Raw genomic sequence first — 13,896 nt, forward strand, 5'->3', positions numbered from 1 at the left:
CTGAAGGTAAGTATAGTGTCGGCCTTATTTACTCGGAGTGAACCAATGGCTCGTATCAGCGTTGAACGGACCCATACCCTGGGCCTGGAAGCAGCACGTGAAAAAGCTCAACCCCTGGTTGCCAAGCTGGCGGGGCAGTATGGCCTGACACCCGACTGGTCGGGAGACACGGTAAAGCTCAAGCGTTCGGGAGTGAACGGCACCCTGGCCATCAGCGACAAAACCATCAGGGTCGATGTTGAACTGGGTATGTTGATGTCTGCGATGAGCGGCATGATTCAATCGGAAATCGAGCGTTCCCTGGACAAGGCTTTGTCATGAAATAGCAGCGCTGGCCAACCCTGATTGGCTTCTGACTGGCAGCGAGGCCACTTAGCGTCTAAACCTGATGCAGGTGAGCACTATGTTCATCTTGATGATTCGACGATCTTGCTCACTGACGTCGCGACTTAACATTGAGGGGAACACGATGGCTGCTAAAAAACCGACTGCCAAAGAAAGCAATTCATGGGTAGGCAAGGTTGAGGAGTACTCACGCAAAATCTGGCTGGCAGGTTTGGGTGTGTACTCAAAGATCGATACCGACGGCAGCAAGCTGTTTGATACGTTAGTCAAAGATGGGGAAAAGGCCGAGAAATTGTCCAAGGCAGCGGTCGCTAAACTGGCCGACGGCGCTAAATCAACCACCTCATCTGCCCGTACCCGGGTCGAGGATGTCAAAGACCTGGCTCTGGGCAAGTGGAGCGAGTTCGAAGAGGCGTTCGATAAGCGTCTGAACAATGCGATTTCACGTTTGGGTGTTCCCAGCCGTGAAGAGGTCAAAGCGTTGCACACCAAGGTCGAGACCCTGACCAAACATATTGAGAAGCTCACCGCTGCGGCAGCCAAAGTGGCTGCAACCAAACCTTCGGCTGCCAGCAAGCCGGCACCTGCCAAAGCGGCTGCCAAGCCCGTGGCGAAACCCGCAGCGGCCAAGCCAGCTGTTAAAGCAGTGGCCAAGCCCGCCGCCAGGACAACAGCCAAACCTGCGACCAAACCCGCAGTTAAACCCGCCGCCAAGCCTGCAACTGCTGCGAGCAAGCCTGCAGCAAAACCTGCCGCTGCCAAATCTGTAGCAGCCAAGCCTGCGGCAAAAAAACCGGTCGCAGCTAAAAAGCCGGCCGCCGCTAAACCGCCGGTCACTGCTCCTGAAGCAAAACCTGAAGCTACGGTTTAGCCCATAGCAGCTACAGAAGAGGCTTGCCCGCGATGCAGACACCATCGCTGGCAAGCCTCTTTCTATTCGGGATGGGCGTTAAAGCATCAGCTTGACGATGGATTCCGAAGGGTCGCGGGACTTGCCGGCTTTTTTCAGTTCTTGCAGATAATCAGCCCACAACTCCTCTTGGCGTGCTCCGAGCTGGTAGAGGTACTCCCAGGTAAACAGGCCGCTGTCGTGACCGTCATCGAAGGTTATTTTCAACGCATATTGGCCCGCGGGTTCTATCTTGCTCAGGCCTACGTTGATTTTCCCGACTTGCAGAATCGGATTGCCGTGGCCCTGGACTTCGGCGGAGGGCGAGTGCACGCGCAGAAACTCTGCAGGCAGGTGGTATTGCTCGCCGGAGGGGTATTTGAGCGTGAGGGTTTTAGAGGCTTTGTGCAGGTTGATGGCGTTGGGGATTGGCGCTGGAGTAGGGCTCATTTGGACAAAACCTTTTTGTCATCACACACGCTGTAGCCGCGGCCACAGGTTGCGATTGCCAAACGGGTTGGCGCTGGATCCGGGGGATCGCAGCAGGCTTTGGGCCTTATCGCAGCCTTTGACAGCGGCTACAGGTTGGGTGAGGGCTTACAAAATATAGCGCGAGAGGTCTTCGTTCTCGGCCAGTTCGCCCAGGTGGCTGTTCACGTATTCAGCGTCAATGCGGATCGGCTCGTCTTTTTGTGCGCTGGCGATATCACCGGCGCTGAAAGACACCTCTTCAAGCAAACGCTCAAGTAATGTGTGCAGGCGGCGAGCACCGATGTTTTCGGTTTTTTCGTTTACCTGCCAGGCAATTTCGGCCAGACGCTTGATGCCTTCGGGCAGGAACTCGATGTTCAGGCCTTCGGTTTTCAGCAGTTCGCGATATTGCTCGGTCAGGGACGCATGCGGTTCGCTGAGAATGCGCTCGAAGTCTTCCGGCGTCAGCGCCTTGAGTTCGACCCGGATCGGCAGGCGGCCTTGCAGCTCCGGCACCAGATCGCTTGGCTTGCTCAGGTGGAATGCCCCCGAAGCGATAAACAGGATGTGGTCAGTTTTGACCATGCCCAGTTTGGTGTTCACGGTGCAGCCTTCGATCAGCGGCAGCAGGTCACGTTGAACGCCTTCACGGGAGACATCGGCACCGCCGACATTGCCACGCTTGGCAACCTTGTCGATTTCGTCGATGAACACGATACCGTGTTGCTCAACGGCTTCCAGGGCCTTGGCCTTGAGTTCTTCGTCATTGACCAGGCGGCCGGCTTCTTCGTCACGCACCATTTTCAGTGCTTCTTTGACTTTGAGCTTGCGGTTCTTGCGCTTGCCTTTGCCCATGTTGGCAAACAGGCTTTGCAGCTGGTTGGTCATTTCTTCCATGCCGGGCGGCGCGGAAATGTCGACGCCGGCAATGTCTGCGACTTCGATTTCGATTTCCTTGTCGTCCAGCTGGCCTTCACGCAGGCGTTTGCGGAACAGCTGACGGGTGTTGGAGTCCTGCGGTGTGGCCGCTTCTTCACCAAAGGTACGGGCAGGCGGCAACAGGGCGTCGAGGATGCGCTCTTCGGCTGCATCTTCGGCACGATGGCGAACCTTGACGATTTCCTGCTCGCGCAACAGCTTGATCGCCGCGTCAGCCAGATCACGAATGATCGATTCAACGTCGCGGCCGACATAGCCCACTTCGGTGAACTTGGTCGCTTCAACCTTGATGAACGGCGCGTTGGCCAGTTTGGCCAGGCGGCGGGCGATTTCGGTTTTACCGACGCCGGTCGGGCCGATCATCAGAATGTTTTTTGGCGTCACTTCAACGCGCAGCTCTTCTGGAAGCTGCATCCGGCGCCAGCGGTTACGCAGGGCGATGGCAACGGCGCGCTTGGCGTCGTCCTGGCCGATGATATGGCGATTGAGTTCGTGGACGATTTCGCGGGGAGTCATGGACATAGTAATTGGCGTTCCTCTAGCAGAATCAGCAAACGGGCCGGCAAGCCGGCCCGGCAGGTGGCTTATTCAGCGAGGTCCTGCTCCTCAATAGTGATGTTGTGGTTGGTGAATACGCAGATGTCGCCGGCGATACCGAGAGCGGTTTCGGCGATTTCGCGGGCCGACAGATCGGTTTTCATCAGCAGGGCGCGGGCTGCTGCCTGAGCGAATGCACCGCCGGAGCCCATGGCGATCAAGCCGTCTTCTGGCTCAACCACGTCACCGTTACCGGTGATGATCAAGGATGCGTCTTTGTTGGCTACGGCCAACATGGCTTCCAGACGGCTGAGCGAGCGGTCGGTACGCCATTCTTTGGCCAACTCGACAGCCGCACGAACCAGATGGCCCTGGTGTTTTTCCAGCTGGCCTTCAAAGCGTTCAAAGAGGGTAAATGCATCAGCGGTAGCACCGGCAAAACCGGCGATAACCTGGCCGTGATAGAGACGGCGGACTTTTTTCGCGTTGCCTTTCATCACGGTATTGCCAAGAGAAACCTGGCCGTCGCCAGCCATAACGACTTTGCCGTGACGGCGTACTGAAACGATGGTGGTCAAGGGAGAGTCTCCACGCAGCGGGGCGAAAATGCCTGATGGAAATACATATGGGGGTTGTAGGCGGTTTTTCAACAGCGGGGAGGGAATGCAGATGAATGGAGTGCGGATACGAGGGGGAATTGGATGATGCGGTGCTGCCATCGCCGGCAAGCCGGCTCCCACAGATTGTTTACACATTCTGTGGGAGCCGCTTTTGATCAGCGACGTTGTTGCAACAACAAATTGTTGAAGCCGCTACCCGCCAGCTGTTTCTGGGCGACGGTCAACTGCTCGCGGTTGCTGAACGGTCCGACCAGCACCCGGTACCAGGTTTCATCTTTCACTGTGCCGGCTTCGACCGTGGCGGTCTGGCCCAGCAAAATGATTTGCGCGCGAACCCGCTCAGCATCGGCCTGTTTACGGAACGAGCCCGCTTGCAGGAAGAATTTGGTTACAGGTGCCGCTTTGGCGATGGGTGGCGCAGGAGGTGGCGTAATGCCGCTCAAGGCCGCCTGAGCGCGGGCGGTGTCGATTTTTGCCGCTTCGGCAGGTGTCACCGGTGCCAGTGGCGCCGTTTGCGGCGTAGGCGGAGTTTTCTCCGGTACGGCATCCGGCGGCACGATCACTTCAGACTCGGGCAGCAAGGTATAGAAGTCGTACTTGGGTTTGACCGGCTGGGTAGGGCTAGGCGCCGTTTTATTCGCTTCAGCGACTTGAGCAGCTTTCTGTTGCTCTTGCTTGACCCGTTTTACGTCGTCACCCTTGCCGGGCTCGAGTTTCATCAGAAACACGATAAACGCACCCACCGTGAGGCCAATGGCCATCCATAGCCAGCCCGGGATCGGCTTCTTTGCAGGCGCCTGATAGCGGCTGGCGCCTCGCTTGGGTGCAGGTTTTTTCTTGGCGGCCAACTTACATGCGCTCCAGTGTTTCCAGGCCCAGCAATTCCAGGCCTTGCTTGAGGGTGCGCCCCGCCAAGGCTGCCAGACGCAGGCGGCTTTGTTTTTGCGCTTCGTCGTCGGCTGTCAGGATCGGGCAGTTCTCGTAGAAGCTGGAGAATAGACCGGCCACTTCGTACAAATAAGTACACAGGGTGTGCGGGGTGCCTTTTTCGGCAACGTTGTTCAGCACTTCACCGAACTGCGCCAGTTTGGCAGCCAATTCTTGCTCTTGCGGTGCGGCAAGTACGATTTGACCTTCAACTTCCTGGAAGTTCTTGCCCAGTTTGCGGAAGACGCCCGCGACACGGGTGTAGGCATACAGCAGGTAGGGTGCGGTATTGCCTTCAAAGTTCAGCATCAAATCGAAGTTGAAGCTGTAGTCGCTGGTGCGGTGTTTGGACAAGTCAGCGTATTTCACAGCGCCGATGCCGACCACTTTGGCAATGGCGCGCAGTTCGTCTTCCGCCAGTTCCGGGTTTTTCTCTTTGACCAGGGTGTAGGCGCGCTCTTTGGCTTCGGTGAGCAGGTCGACCAGCTTTACCGTGCCGCCATCGCGGGTCTTGAACGGGCGGCCATCAGCCCCGTTCATGGTGCCGAAGCCCATGTGCTCCATCTCCATCGGATGGGTTACAAAACCGGCTTTGCGGGCGACTGCAAACACTTGCTGGAAGTGCAGTGCCTGACGCTGATCGACGAAGTACAAGGCGCGATCAGCTTTCAGTACTCCGCTGCGATAGCGGATCGCCGCCAGGTCAGTGGTGGCGTACAGATAGCCGCCGTCAGCTTTAACGATGATCACCGGCAGTGGCTCGCCTTCAGCATTTTTGAACTCGTCGAGGAACACGCATTGGGCGCCGTTGCTCTCGACCAGCATGCCTTTGGCCTTGAGGTCGTTGACCACGTTGATCAGGTCGTCGTTGTAGGCGCTTTCGCCCATAACGTCAGCCATCGTCAGTTTGACGTTCAACTGCTCGTAAATTTTCTGACAGTGCGAGAGCGAGATATCTTTGAACTTGGTCCACAGCGCCAGGCAATCCGGGTCGCCGGCTTGCAGCTTGACCACCAGGCCGCGAGCGCGGTCGGCAAATTCAGGGGACTCGTCGAAGCGTTTTTTGGCCGCGCGGTAGAAGTTCTCCAGGTCAGACAGCTCGTCGCTGGTGATCGGGTTTTCTTCCAGGTACGCCATCAGCATGCCGAACTGGGTGCCCCAGTCGCCCACGTGGTTCTGACGAATCACCTCGTCGCCGAGGAATTCCAGCACCCGTGCTACGCCGTCACCGATGATGGTGGAGCGCAAATGGCCCACGTGCATCTCTTTGGCCAGGTTGGGGGCGGACATGTCAACGACGGTGCGCACTGGCTTGGTGGCCTTGCGCACGCCAATTTTCGGGTCGGCCAGAGCTGCGTCAAGACGCGAAGCCAGGGCCTGGGTGTTCTGAAAGAAATTCAGGAAGCCGGGGCCGGCAATTTCGGTCTTGCTGATTTGTTCATCGGCAGGCAGGGCCGCGATGATTTTTTCAGCCAGATCGCGCGGCTTCATGCCGGCAGGTTTGGCCAACATCATGGCGATGTTGCTGGCGAAGTCGCCGTGAGTCTTGTCACGGGCGTTTTCCACCTGAATCGCTGGCGTCAGGCCTTCAGGCAACACACCTTCTGTGACGAGTTGGGCTAGGGCTTGTTGAATCAGCTGGCGAATGGTGTCTTTCATGGTCTTCTCTGTCGACCGCAAGCGCGGTAGCGCCTCAGTGCGCAGGTGGAAAAACTGGGTATTATCCGTTGCCGGGTCGGCCTTGCCAACCTTGGCAGTCGGGTAGTTCACGGTTTATGCAAATTGCAGCGAGTACAACCCGCAGCAGCGAGCTTGCTTGCGATCTTTTGATCTTGAAAAGCTCGCACCTGCAGGTTTGGGTCAATACAAATCCACCGGGTCGACATCCAGCGACCAGCGTACCTGTCGGCCGCTGGGCATTTGCTCCAGTGCCAGCAGCCATTGGCTGAGCAGTCGATGCAGAGGCCCGCGGGCGTTGGCTTGCAATAGTAGCTGAGCCCGATAGCGTCCGGCGCGGCGCTCCATGGGCGCCGGCACCGGGCCGAGCAGTTCGATGCCGCCCAGACTCAGCTCGCCCAATAAACGTTCTGCCTCGCTGCAAGCCTCATCCAGAAAGCTTTCGGCCTGCCCCGGCTTGTGGGCCTCGGCACGTAACAGGGCCAGGTGCGCAAATGGCGGTAGCCCGGCTGCCCGACGCTCACTCAAGGCCTGTTCGGCGAAGGCGAAGTACCCCTGCTCGGTCAATTGAATCAGCAATGGGTGGTCGGCCAGGTGAGTCTGGATGATCACCTTGCCTGGCTCTTCGGCACGACCGGCACGACCGGCGACCTGAACGATAAGCTGGGCCATGCGCTCGCTGGCGCGGAAGTCGCCGGAGAACAGGCCGCCATCGGCATCCAGGATCGACACCAGTGTCACCCGTGGGAAGTGATGGCCTTTGGCGAGCATTTGGGTGCCGATCAAAATACATGGCTGGCCCTTTTGAATCGTGGCAAACAGCTGGTTCATCGCGTCTTTGCGCGAGGTGCTGTCGCGATCGACCCTGAGTACCGGGTAATCGGGGAATAAAATGCCCAGTCGCTCTTCAGCGCGCTCGGTGCCGGCGCCCACGGGCCGTAAATCGACTTTGCCGCATTGCGGGCAATTGCGCGGTACGCGCTCGACGTAACCGCAGTGATGACAGCGCAGTTCGCCAGAACGCTGATGGACGGTCATGCGCGCATCACAGCGCTGGCATTCCGACATCCAGCCGCAGTCATGGCACAGCAATGTCGGCGCAAAGCCCCGGCGGTTGAGAAACACCAGCACCTGCTGACCCGCGGCAAGGGTCTGGCCGATGGCCTGTTGCATCGGGCCGGAAATGCCGCTGTCCAGTGGACGGCTTTTCACATCCAGGCGCAGGAAGCGTGGCTGTTTGGCGCCACCCGCCCGTTCGTTCAGGCGCAACAGGCCGTAACGACCGGTGTAGGCGTTGTGCAGGCTTTCCAGCGAAGGGGTGGCGGAGCCCAGAACAATCGGGATGTTTTCCTGGCGGGCGCGGACCAGTGCCAGGTCGCGGGCGTGATAGCGCAAACCTTCCTGCTGTTTATAGGAGCCGTCGTGCTCTTCGTCGATGATGATCAGCCCGGGGTTTTTCATCGGGGTGAACAATGCCGAGCGGGTGCCAATAATAATGTCGGCTTCGCCATCCCGGGCTGCCAGCCAGCTTTCCAGGCGTTCGCGGTCGTTGACTGCCGAGTGCACCAGTGCGATGCGCGCGTTAAAACGCTGCTCGAAACGGGCCAGGGTCTGTGGGCCCAGGTTGATTTCGGGGATCAACACCAGCGCCTGTTTACCCGCCTGGAGCGTTTCGCGGATCAGTTGCAAATACACTTCGGTCTTGCCGCTGCCCGTGACACCAGCCAGTAAAAAGGCGTGAAAGTGGTCGAACCCTGCCCGAATCGCCTCGTAGGCGGCCCGTTGTTCGCTGTTGAGCGGCAATTCCGGCTGGGCCAGCCAGTGTTCGTGGCGCTCACTCGGTGCGTGACGGCGGATTTCCACGGTGACCAGTTCTTTGGCCAGCAGCAGGTCGAGGCTGTCTTTGCTCAGCATCAACTTGCTGAGCAGTTGATGGGCCACGCCATGGGGGTGCTGGGCGAGGGTTGCCAGTGCTTCGCGCTGGCGCGGGGCACGGGCGACGCGTGGGTCGTCGAGTCTGGCGCCGGGGGCAATTTGCCAGAACCGCTCCTGACGGGTTTCGGCCAGTTCGCCCTGACGCAGCAACACTGGCAGCGCCCAGCTCAGGGTGTCGCCCAGGCTGTGCTGGTAGTACTGCGAGGTCCATAAACAGAGCTTGAACAAGGAGGCTGGCAGCGGCGGTGTGGCATCGAGCAGTGCGATAGCCGGCTTGAGCTTGTCGGCTGGCACTTCGCTGTGGTCTACCACTTCGACCAGAATGCCGATCATTTCGCGCCGCCCGAACGGTACCCGCAGGCGCATGCCTGGCTGTAATTGACTGCGCAACACGCCCGCAGGCGCCCGGTAGTCAAACAGGCGGCGCAAGGGGGAAGGCAGGGCAAGGCGCAAAATGGCGTCGGGCACGCGGGGCTCTCAAGTGATGAACGGCAAAGATGGCCCGGAGCCTAGCAGACAACGCGGTCCGGGACTAAAAGGCAGGTCAATGAATGGTGAAAGAATTTGGGGGGAGCATGATTGGTCACTTGCGTCAATGCAAAGGTCTGGTATTATCGGCGCCCTAAATTTACGTGCGGTATTCAACAATGGTGTTGAGTGGCGGCACGCTAGCCTGAGGAATACCCCATGAAAGCCGATATCCATCCAGCGTACGAAACAATCCTGGTAACTTGCAGCTGCGGCAACAAGTTCGAAACCCGTTCGAACCTGTGCAAGCCACTGGGCACTGACGTATGCAACGAGTGCCACCCGTTCTACACCGGTAAGCAGAAAACTCTGGACATTGGCGGTCGTGTTGATCGCTTCAAGACTCGTTTTGGTGCTTTCGGCGCTAAAGCAGCTCCAGCAGCAGAAGCAGACAAAGCAGCCGAGTAAGGCTGATGACTCTGGTCAGGCTTTCTGGTCTGGCCGGGTTATTGAAAAAGGCGTCCCTTGCGGGCGCCTTTTTTGTGCCTGCGATTTGGCTGGCTGGCGTATCTGCTGCGCCGCTGTGCGCCGCGCCGGGAGCGCTGTCTTACGCACAGGTGCAGCGGGTGATCGATGGCGACACGCTGCGCCTCACGGATGGCCGCAGTGTGCGCATGATCGGTCTCAATGCCCCCGAGACGGGGAAGAAAAGCCAGTCCGCCGAGCCTTTTGCCGAGGCTGCGCGCAGGCGTCTGCAAGACCTGGTGGCTCAGAGCGACGGGCGGGTTGGATTGTTCGCCGGTAGGCAGGCTCAGGACCGTTACGGTCGCACTCTGGCCCATGTGTTTGGCGCCGATGGCAGTAATCTCGAGGCCCGGTTACTGGCCGATGGACTGGCGTATCAGGTCGCGATAGCCCCGAACGTCGAGCTGCTCGAGTGCCAGCAGGCTGCGGAGCGCAGCGCCCGGGCCTCCGGTTTGGGGTTATGGCGCCAGTCGCCGGTGCTGGCGCCGCAGCAAATTACCCATTCGGGTTTTGCATTGGTGGGCGGCAAGGTCAGCAAGGTGCAGCGCAATCGTGGCGGTCTTTGGATCGATCTGCAGGGCGGTCTGGTATTGCACATTGCACCCAATCAGCTTGCCAACTTTGATCAACAATCCTTGCTCAAGCTGCAAGGTGCGCAGGTTGAAGCCCGTGGCTGGGTGCTGGATCGCCAGCGCCGGGGTGGCCTGAAGGACGGGCAGGTGCGCTGGATGTTGCCATTGACCCATTCGGGGATGCTTCAAGTCATTGCGCATTGAAAGTTGTAGACAATTTTTAATGCTGATTGTGAACACTCTAGCCCTTGCAGGGCGCGGCTCTTGGCCCAAAGTCGTAAGGTAAAGCCCTTGACACTGCTGACTGGTCAGTCTTGTCGGGACTTTACGACACGCGTATGCTCGGCGGTCCGTCTGTCCAACAGCATAAAAGCGGATTGCCCACATGTCTGATTTGAAAACCGCCGCTCTCGAATATCATGCCCAGCCCCGTCCAGGGAAACTGAGTGTCGAGCTCACCAAGCCTACTGCGACTGCCCGCGATCTAGCGCTGGCTTACAGCCCGGGTGTAGCCGAACCAGTGCGCGAAATCGCCCGCGACCCTGAACTTGCCTACAAGTACACCGGCAAGGGCAACCTGGTAGCCGTAATTTCTGACGGTACCGCGATTCTGGGCTTGGGTAACCTCGGCCCATTGGCCTCCAAACCTGTTATGGAAGGCAAAGGCGTACTGTTCAAGCGCTTTGCCGGTATCGATGTTTTTGACATCGAAGTTGACTCCGAAAGCCCGCAAGCCTTCATCGACACTGTAAAGCGCATCTCCATCACCTTCGGCGGCATCAACCTCGAAGACATCAAGGCTCCTGAGTGCTTTGAGATTGAGCGTGCCTTGATCGAGCAGTGCGATATTCCGGTATTCCACGATGACCAGCACGGCACCGCCATTGTGACTGCGGCCGGCATGATCAACGCCCTGGAAATCGCCGGTAAAACCCTGGCTGACGCCAAAATCGTCTGCCTGGGCGCCGGTGCTGCTGCCATCTCCTGCATGAAATTGCTGGTGAGCATGGGCGCAGCCATCGAGAACATCTACATGATCGACCGTACCGGGGTGATCCACTCCGGTCGTGACGACCTGAACCAGTACAAAGCGGTATTTGCCCACGCAACCGAAAAACGCACCCTGGCTGACGCCATGGAAGGCGCAGACGTGTTCGTTGGCCTGTCGGGTCCAAACCTGCTGAGCGCTGAGAACCTGCTGCGCATGGCGCCTAACCCGATCGTGTTCGCGTGCTCCAACCCGGATCCGGAAATCTCTCCGGAACTGGCTCACGCCACGCGTAACGACGTGATCATGGCCACTGGCCGTTCGGACTACCCGAACCAGGTCAACAACGTTCTGGGCTTCCCTTTCATCTTCCGTGGTGCTCTGGACGTTCGCGCCAAGCGCATCAACGAAGAAATGAAAATCGCAGCGGCCAACGCATTGCGTGAACTGGCCAAACTGCCGGTGCCACAAGAAGTGTGTGACGCCTACGGCGGCATCAAGCTGGAATTCGGTCGTGAGTACATCATCCCGAAACCAATGGACGCCCGTCTTATCACCCTGATCTCCGATGCCGTGGCCAAGGCCGCCATCGAGACCGGCGTTGCTACCCTGCCATACCCGAAAAACTACCCGCTCAAAAGCGTGGATGACGTGTTTAACGGCTAATTCCGTTTAGCGTCAAACCTGAAGCCCCGATGCTGCGAAGCATCGGGGCTTTTTGCTTTTTGGCGGTGTCAGGTTTTTGTTGAGCTAGCAAAAGCCAGACCCTCAGGGATGGCAGGAGACAACTTGTAATCGTTTAGGCGGTTTTTGCTTACTTTTGAGAATTATCCTACATATTTTCTTGAGCCTATTCGTTAGCTTCGCCCCCCTTTATTTGGGGGCTACTTTGTTTCGAAGCGTGCCCTCTGCGCCAAAGAGGAATCACGGATGTCCACTCTTGCCTGCGAGCACAGTAATAGTTGCACCACTTTCCAGTTAATAGATGCGCATGGGGCGGGAGAGCCCTATGCGGGGTTGGCTTTTGATGTCGTCGACAGGGAGGGCGGCAAGCACAGTGGTTATCTGGATCAGACAGGTAGCGCCAGACTGATCAATCTTGTGGGCGGCCCGGTCCGCTTGCTGTTTACGCAGCCCCATGACCGTAGCGATCCGCTCTACTCGCAATTAATGGACCGGGCGCATTACCCCCTTAAAATCACCGAGCTTCAGGTCAGGGCCGAGCGAACCCGACACCTTGACCGTGACGCTGCCCGTGCACCGAATAACCCGGCGCACCTGAGCGCCGGACATGACTATTACCAGGTTGAAGTGAGGCATCTGGTCGAGCACGTTACGCATTTGCCGCCAGAGCTTGAGTGCCATTTTCCGGCCGATGATGCAGCTCCGCCGAGAGCCTGCGGACGCTCTCGGCCCGGGCTGCTTCTGGCTGGCAATCATCACTCGGTGCTGCAGATTCGTCCCTTGCGGGCGTTGCGTCCGATGCTGTCAACGAGCCCGCAGTTTTGTGCGCTTAACCTGTACCAGTTGGCATTGATGTCGACGTTGGGCCATTGCCCGTTTGGTCAGGCATCAGGCACGCCGAGTGAACAGTCTGCGTATGCGCAACTGAGCATGGGGGACTGGCAGGTCAACCCGGAGCAAGCCAAGCGCTATTACCCGCTCTATGAGGATGTGCCGTACTCCAGGCGTTTCGAGATCGTGCCCTTCGATCCTGTTTTATATCCGCTCAATGACCCGTTATTAGAAGCCGCTCAGCGAACCCCGGCCAATATTCACTTTCTGGGCGATATCCGGTTTGGAGCACAAGGCTGCGATGCACAGACCTTTGTGACCCATCACGACGAAATCATCCTGATTGCCGTTCGGAGCACCCGTTCGTGGTCCGATATCTCGTGCGATGCAGATGTACTTCAAGTGCAATTTGAGGAGGGTGAAGGCAAGGTGCATGGCGGGTTTTATCAGGCCGCCAGGCAGGCTTACGAGCTTGTGAGCACTTACCTGGATAAATTCTACGCGGGGCAAAAAATACTGGTTTGTGGTCACAGCACGGGTGGCGCCATCGGGTTGATTCTGGCGCAGATGCTACGCAAGCGTTCTGCAGCTTGCGATGTACAGCTCTACACATACGGCGCCCCGCGCGCGGCAGATGCGACCTTCGTCAAAGATGCCGGGTCCCTGGTGCATCATCGTATGGTCAACCATGATGACCCGGTGCCCTGTACCCCGGGGGGCTGGATGAACACCAGGCTGTCGGCGTATGGCGCAGAAGACGTGTTCACGTTTGAGCGTGTGCCTGCGGGGTTCGGGGCGTTTGTGGTGGGGCTTAACCATCTGACCGGGGAGCTTTATCAGCATCACGGAAACTTGCAGCACTTTATGCCGGTGGAGTTTGGACAGGGCCAGGTCTCGCATGTGATGTGGGGGCCTGTGAGCGATACCGTCACCCAGCACGCAGTGAACGTCGCAGTGCTTGAGCACAAATGCGCATTACCCGGGCGTGACGGGCCGCTCAAGGAGCTTGTTAGCGTGGGCCAGCAATTCATGCTCGACAGCTACATTCCGAGTTGTTGGGCCGCTCTGCGTCGTTATCAGCAAGCTCTGGAGGGGAAGCGCTCACTGGTGACAGAGCGTGAGGTCATGTTCATTGACCGGGCGTTCGAGAGCATCGCTCAACAACTGCGGGGCAAATACCAGCAACAGATGACTCGCCCAGGGAGCAAGACTCACGGGCAGGTTCGGACGGTAAATTTGTTGATGCGCGAGATCAGCAAGGTCCACATGACCCGCGAGCGTTTGTACTGTCTGAGGTTCAAGGTACCCGGCCCGGCGAGTGTGTATGGCCAGTTTGCGCTACACCCCGAGGCGCTGGCCGAGGGGTTGGCACGCTGGTTGGCGCACAGTGAAAGCCGGCGTGCCGATCAGTTGGCCATGGCGCCTGTAGAAGAGTCGCTCGACGGATTGAATCTGCGGATTTTCCAGACGGGACGAATACAGGCCTGA

General features: G+C 58.3%; 12 protein-coding genes. 6 read left to right on the top strand and 6 right to left on the bottom strand.

The genetic code is table 11. From position 1 onward, the window contains the following. Positions 1–45 precede the first annotated feature (45 nt). Both ACP7BO_RS14780 and ACP7BO_RS14785 read left to right on the top strand, forming a co-directional pair. Complete coding sequence (locus ACP7BO_RS14780) at positions 46–321, top strand: polyhydroxyalkanoic acid system family protein (RefSeq protein ID WP_060696008.1); 276 nt, start codon at positions 46–48, stop codon at positions 319–321. A gap of 148 nt (positions 322–469) precedes the next feature. Continuing rightward, positions 470–1,216, top strand: a complete 747-nt coding sequence (locus tag ACP7BO_RS14785; RefSeq protein WP_426211136.1) for a phasin family protein — start codon at positions 470–472, stop codon at positions 1,214–1,216. 78 nt (positions 1,217–1,294) lie between these two features. Here the strand turns inward: ACP7BO_RS14785 and ACP7BO_RS14790 are convergent, their stop codons facing one another. The 6 genes from ACP7BO_RS14790 to ACP7BO_RS14815 form a co-directional block, all read right to left on the bottom strand. Beyond that, on the bottom strand, positions 1,295–1,684 hold the full coding sequence (locus ACP7BO_RS14790; RefSeq protein WP_397455136.1) for a gamma-butyrobetaine hydroxylase-like domain-containing protein: 390 nt from the start codon (positions 1,682–1,684) through the stop codon (positions 1,295–1,297). 147 nt (positions 1,685–1,831) lie between these two features. Continuing rightward, positions 1,832–3,166 carry an ATP-dependent protease ATPase subunit HslU gene (hslU, locus tag ACP7BO_RS14795; RefSeq protein ID WP_060696002.1) on the bottom strand — a complete coding sequence of 445 codons (1,335 nt, stop codon included), beginning with the start codon at positions 3,164–3,166 and terminating at the stop codon, positions 1,832–1,834. Between the two features lie 62 nt (positions 3,167–3,228). Continuing rightward, on the bottom strand, positions 3,229–3,759 hold the full coding sequence (gene hslV, locus ACP7BO_RS14800; protein WP_003438754.1) for an ATP-dependent protease subunit HslV: 531 nt from the start codon (positions 3,757–3,759) through the stop codon (positions 3,229–3,231). Between the two features lie 197 nt (positions 3,760–3,956). Then, the gene (locus tag ACP7BO_RS14805) at positions 3,957–4,649 is read right to left on the bottom strand and encodes an SPOR domain-containing protein (protein WP_060696000.1); all 693 of its coding nucleotides are present in this window, start codon (positions 4,647–4,649) and stop codon (positions 3,957–3,959) included. A 1-nt stretch (position 4,650) separates the two neighbouring features. After that, the gene (gene argS / locus ACP7BO_RS14810; RefSeq protein ID WP_426211408.1) at positions 4,651–6,387 is read right to left on the bottom strand and encodes an arginine--tRNA ligase; all 1,737 of its coding nucleotides are present in this window, start codon (positions 6,385–6,387) and stop codon (positions 4,651–4,653) included. Positions 6,388–6,588: 201 nt separating this feature from the next. Next, positions 6,589–8,808 carry a primosomal protein N' gene (locus tag ACP7BO_RS14815; RefSeq protein ID WP_426211140.1) on the bottom strand — a complete coding sequence of 740 codons (2,220 nt, stop codon included), beginning with the start codon at positions 8,806–8,808 and terminating at the stop codon, positions 6,589–6,591. A 219-nt stretch (positions 8,809–9,027) separates the two neighbouring features. On the opposite strand from ACP7BO_RS14815, the gene rpmE reads away from it, so the two are divergent. From rpmE to ACP7BO_RS14835, 4 genes are all read left to right on the top strand, one after another. Further along, a complete protein-coding gene (gene rpmE, locus ACP7BO_RS14820) occupies positions 9,028–9,276 on the top strand; it encodes a 50S ribosomal protein L31 (RefSeq protein WP_003438761.1) in 249 nt (82 codons plus the stop codon). A gap of 5 nt (positions 9,277–9,281) precedes the next feature. After that, positions 9,282–10,109: a thermonuclease family protein gene (locus ACP7BO_RS14825; protein ID WP_426211142.1), complete on the top strand. Its 828-nt coding sequence runs from the start codon at positions 9,282–9,284 to the stop codon at positions 10,107–10,109. A gap of 181 nt (positions 10,110–10,290) precedes the next feature. Then, entirely contained in the window at positions 10,291–11,559 is a 1,269-nt protein-coding gene (locus ACP7BO_RS14830) for a malic enzyme-like NAD(P)-binding protein (protein WP_003438767.1), read from the top strand. A gap of 264 nt (positions 11,560–11,823) precedes the next feature. After that, on the top strand, positions 11,824–13,896 hold the full coding sequence (locus tag ACP7BO_RS14835) for a lipase family protein (protein ID WP_426211144.1): 2,073 nt from the start codon (positions 11,824–11,826) through the stop codon (positions 13,894–13,896).

Origin of the sequence: Pseudomonas sp. TWR2-1-1 (genome assembly GCF_049897045.1) — a bacterium.
In the GTDB taxonomy this organism is placed as follows: Bacteria; Pseudomonadota; Gammaproteobacteria; order Pseudomonadales; family Pseudomonadaceae; genus Aquipseudomonas; species Aquipseudomonas versuta.